A 3,693-nucleotide genomic window follows, 5' to 3' on the forward strand; every position below is an offset into this window, starting at 1 on the left:
GAACATGCACCGCGGCAACATCCGCATCGGGCACTGCCGCGGGCCGCACGGCAAGCGGCACGGGCGGCGCGGCCTCGATCGCCGGATCGATGGCCGGCGCGGCCACCGCGGCACCCGCGCTCTGCGCCAGCCGCAGTTCGAGCAAGCTCACGCGCTGCTCGAGTTCGGCCACGCGCTGCTGCAGTGTCGACGTGCTGCCTGCGAGTGGCGCGGCCGCACCGCTGGAAGGTTGTGCGCTCTCAGCCTCGCTGCGCGCGGGTCCGGCGGCGGTTTTCTTGCCGATGATCTTCGGCAGCGCGAACGCGCCGACCACCGCCAAGATCAGCGCGGCCGGAACCGATTCGGCCAGGGCCCCGATGAAAAGGCCGGCGATCATGCCAAGGAACCACATCCTCAACTCCCCCGTTTTTGGCGAGCATGGAGTGTACGGCGGTTGCCCGACTAAAAAACGCTCAAAAAGCCCGTGGTTACTGCAGCCTCAGCTATTTGTTTAATAGCAGCGCGCATTCACACCGGCGTGAGCTTGGCCACCGACAGCGCAAGCCACTTCACGCCATGGCGCGCAAACTTGACCTGCGCGCGCGCGTCGTCGCCGCTGCCTTCGAGCGACAGCACCGTGCCTTCGCCGAACTTGTTGTGGAACACCTGCATGCCCGAGCGCAGGCCGTGCGAGGGCGCGGCCTTCTGCGGCGGCACCGGCGGGCTCGCGAAAGTGTCCTTGCTGCCGCCGTAGCCGCCACCGCTGCTGTAACTGCCGCCACCGCCGCGCGTGCTCGCATAGCCGCCGCCATAGCCGAAGGCCGAGGGCGTGAAGGCCTGGTTCTTCGGCGTGAGCCACTTGAGCGCGCCTTCAGGCAACTCTTCGAAGAAGCGGCTCTTCACGTTGTAGCGCGTCTGGCCGTGCAGCATGCGCGTCTGCGAATGGCTCAGGTACAGGCGCTTGCGTGCGCGCGTGATCGCCACGTACATCAGGCGGCGCTCTTCCTCGAGGCTCTCGAAGTCGCTCATGGAGTTCTCGTGCGGGAACAGGCCCTCTTCCATGCCGGTGATGAACACGCAGTCGAACTCCAGGCCCTTGGCGGCGTGCACGGTCATGAGCTGCACCGCGTCCTGCCCGGCCTGCGCCTGGTTGTCGCCCGATTCGAGCGCCGCATGCGTGAGGAACGCGGCCAGCGGGCTCAGCGTTTCGCCGGTTTCGGCATCGGGCGCGAGCGGCTCGTCGATGACGGGCCGGTTCGGGTCCAGGCCCTGGCTCGCGGGCGACTGGCGCAGCTCGTCGATGGGCAGCGCCACCGCATCGCGGCCGAAGCCTTCCTGCGTGACGAAACTCTCGGCCGCGTTCACCAGTTCTTCCAGATTCTCGATGCGGTCGGCGCCTTCGCGGTCGGCCTTGTAGTGTTCGACGAGGCCGCTGTGGTCGAGCACCAGCTCGATGATCTCGCGCAGGCTCGCGCCCTGCGTCTGCTCGCGCAGCACGTCGATCTTGGCGACGAAGGCCGTGAGGTTCGAGCCCGCCTTGCCACCGACGGCATGCACCGCGTCGTGCAGCGAGCGGCCGGCCGTGCGCGCCGCGTCCTGCAACTGCTCGAGCGTGCGCGCACCGATGCCGCGCGGCGGAAAGTTGACCACGCGCAGGAAGCTGGTGTCGTCGTCCTTGTTCTCGAGCAGGCGCAGGTAGGCCAGCGCGTGCTTGATTTCGGCGCGCTCGAAGAAGCGCAGGCCGCCGTACACGCGGTACGGCACCGAGGCGTTGAAGAGCGCCGTCTCGATCACCCGGCTCTGCGCATTGCTGCGGTAGAGCACGGCCATTTCCTTGCGGTCGAAGCCGTCGCGCACGAGCTGGCGCATTTCCTCGACCATCCACTGCGCCTCGGCCAGGTCGGTGGGCGACTCGTACACGCGCACCGGCTCGCCGGGGCCCTGGTCGGTGCGCAGGTTCTTGCCCAGGCGCTTCTTGTTGTGGCTGATGAGCTCGTTGGCCGAGTCAAGGATGTTGCTGTAGCTGCGGTAGTTCTGCTCCAGCTTGATCTGGTGGCGCACATCGAACTCGCGCACGAAGTCGGCCATGTTGCCCACGCGCGCGCCGCGAAAGGCGTAGATGCTCTGGTCGTCGTCGCCCACGGCAATCACGCTGTTGTTCTCGCCCGGCACGAACTGGCCTCCGGCCGCGGTGCTGCCCGAGAGCATCTTGATCCATGCGTACTGCAGGCGGTTGGTGTCCTGGAACTCGTCGATCAGGATGTGGCGGAAGCGCCGCTGGTAGTGCTCGCGCACTGGGTCGTTGTCGCGCAGCAGTTCGTAGCTGCGCAGCATGAGCTCGCCGAAGTCGACCACGCCTTCGCGCTGGCACTGCTCTTCGTAGAGCTGGTAGAGCTCGACCTTCTTGCGGTCGTCTTCCGTGCGGATCTCCACGTCCTTCGGGCGCAGGCCGTCTTCCTTGGCGCCGGCAATGAACCACTGGGTCTGCTTGGCCGGAAAGCGCTCGTCGTCGACGTTGAACTGCTTCATGAGCCGCTTGATGGCCGAGAGCTGGTCCTGCGTGTCGAGGATCTGGAAGGTGGACGGCAGGTTGGCCAGCTTCCAGTGCGCGCGCAAAAAGCGGTTGCACAGGCCGTGGAAGGTGCCGATCCACATGCCGCGCACGTTGACGGGCAGCATTGCCGTGAGCCGCGTCATCATTTCCTTGGCGGCCTTGTTGGTGAAGGTCACGGCCAGGATGCCGCCGGGGGAGACCTGGCCGGTCTGCAGCAGCCAGGCGATGCGGGTGGTCAGCACCCGCGTCTTGCCCGAACCGGCGCCGGCAAGGATCAGCGCATTGCCCGCAGGCAAGGTGACCGCGGCACGCTGCTCGGGGTTGAGGTTGGCGAGCAGGGGCGAATCGGCCGCTGGGGATGGGGGTGCGCCGGCAGTGGCGTCGTACGAGCCGAAAAGAGACATCCCGGCATTGTAGGAAGCCGGGGCGTCCCGACGCGGCGGCGGGGTTGCCCGCGCCCTTCTTTTACTTCACGAGTTTCAGCGTGCCCTTCATGATCGACGAATGGCCCGGGAAGGAGCAGAAGAAGGTGTAGCTGTCGGCCGCGCCCAGCTTGGCGACCGGAAAGCTCACGCTGTCGCTTTCGCCGCCGCCGACGACCTTGGTGTGCGCCACGACGCGCGCGTCGCCGGCCTTCACATAATCTTGCGGCAGGCCGGCAGCAACGCCGTCGGCGGCGACCGCCTGCACGTCGGCCGTCTTGGCAAGCACCCAGTTGTGGCCCATGGCCTGCTTCGGCAGCTTGCCGGCGTGTTTGAGCTTGACGGTGAATTCCTTGCAGCTCTTGCTCACCTCGATGGCGGGCTTGTTGAACTGCATGGCGTCGTTGCCTTCGATCTCCACGCTGCAGTCGGCAGCGAAGGCGGAGGAAGCGGCGAGAGAAGCGAGCGCCAGAACGGCGGTGGCGGCGAGGCGGCGGCGAAGCATGGGAACGGTCTCCAGAAGAAGAAATGAACGGGGCGCAAGAGGTGCTGCGCCAGCGGCATTGTCGAGCGCGCCCGCCGCGCGGCACTGATCTGCGTCAAATGGTACTGCTGCGGGGCGCGCTTCGCCAATACGGCCCGGCCGGGCAGACCGGCTGGCGAATAAGGTCTATACGAAAGCGCGCAGGAAGGCGCGGCGCCACCCCCTATAATCAATCACCGGGCCCAAGTTTCTTG

2 protein-coding genes and 1 pseudogene are annotated in these 3,693 nt (G+C 66.7%); all 3 read right to left on the reverse strand.

Features of this window, described 5'->3' with window-relative positions:
* Positions 1–376: pseudogene (locus AC1DOC_RS24355) on the reverse strand (DUF2339 domain-containing protein); the annotation flags it as partial.
* A gap of 131 nt (positions 377–507) precedes the next feature.
* Positions 508–2,937, reverse strand: coding sequence for a UvrD-helicase domain-containing protein (locus AC1DOC_RS24360; RefSeq protein ID WP_062362555.1), 2,430 nt, complete (start codon positions 2,935–2,937; stop codon positions 508–510).
* Between the two features lie 61 nt (positions 2,938–2,998).
* Positions 2,999–3,460: an azurin gene (gene azu / locus AC1DOC_RS24365; protein ID WP_012746678.1), complete on the reverse strand. Its 462-nt coding sequence runs from the start codon at positions 3,458–3,460 to the stop codon at positions 2,999–3,001.
* Positions 3,461–3,693: the final 233 nt, after the last annotated feature.

Source organism: Variovorax sp. 01T439_2 (assembly GCF_056398445.1).

Bases quoted from the DNA above. Each gene is read 5' to 3' on its own strand.
- AC1DOC_RS24360 (WP_062362555.1), bottom strand. From the start codon at position 2,937: ATGTCTCTTTTCGGCTCGTACGACGCCACTGCCGGCGCACCCCCATCC.
- azu (WP_012746678.1), bottom strand. From the start codon at position 3,460: ATGCTTCGCCGCCGCCTCGCCGCCACCGCCGTTCTGGCGCTCGCTTCT.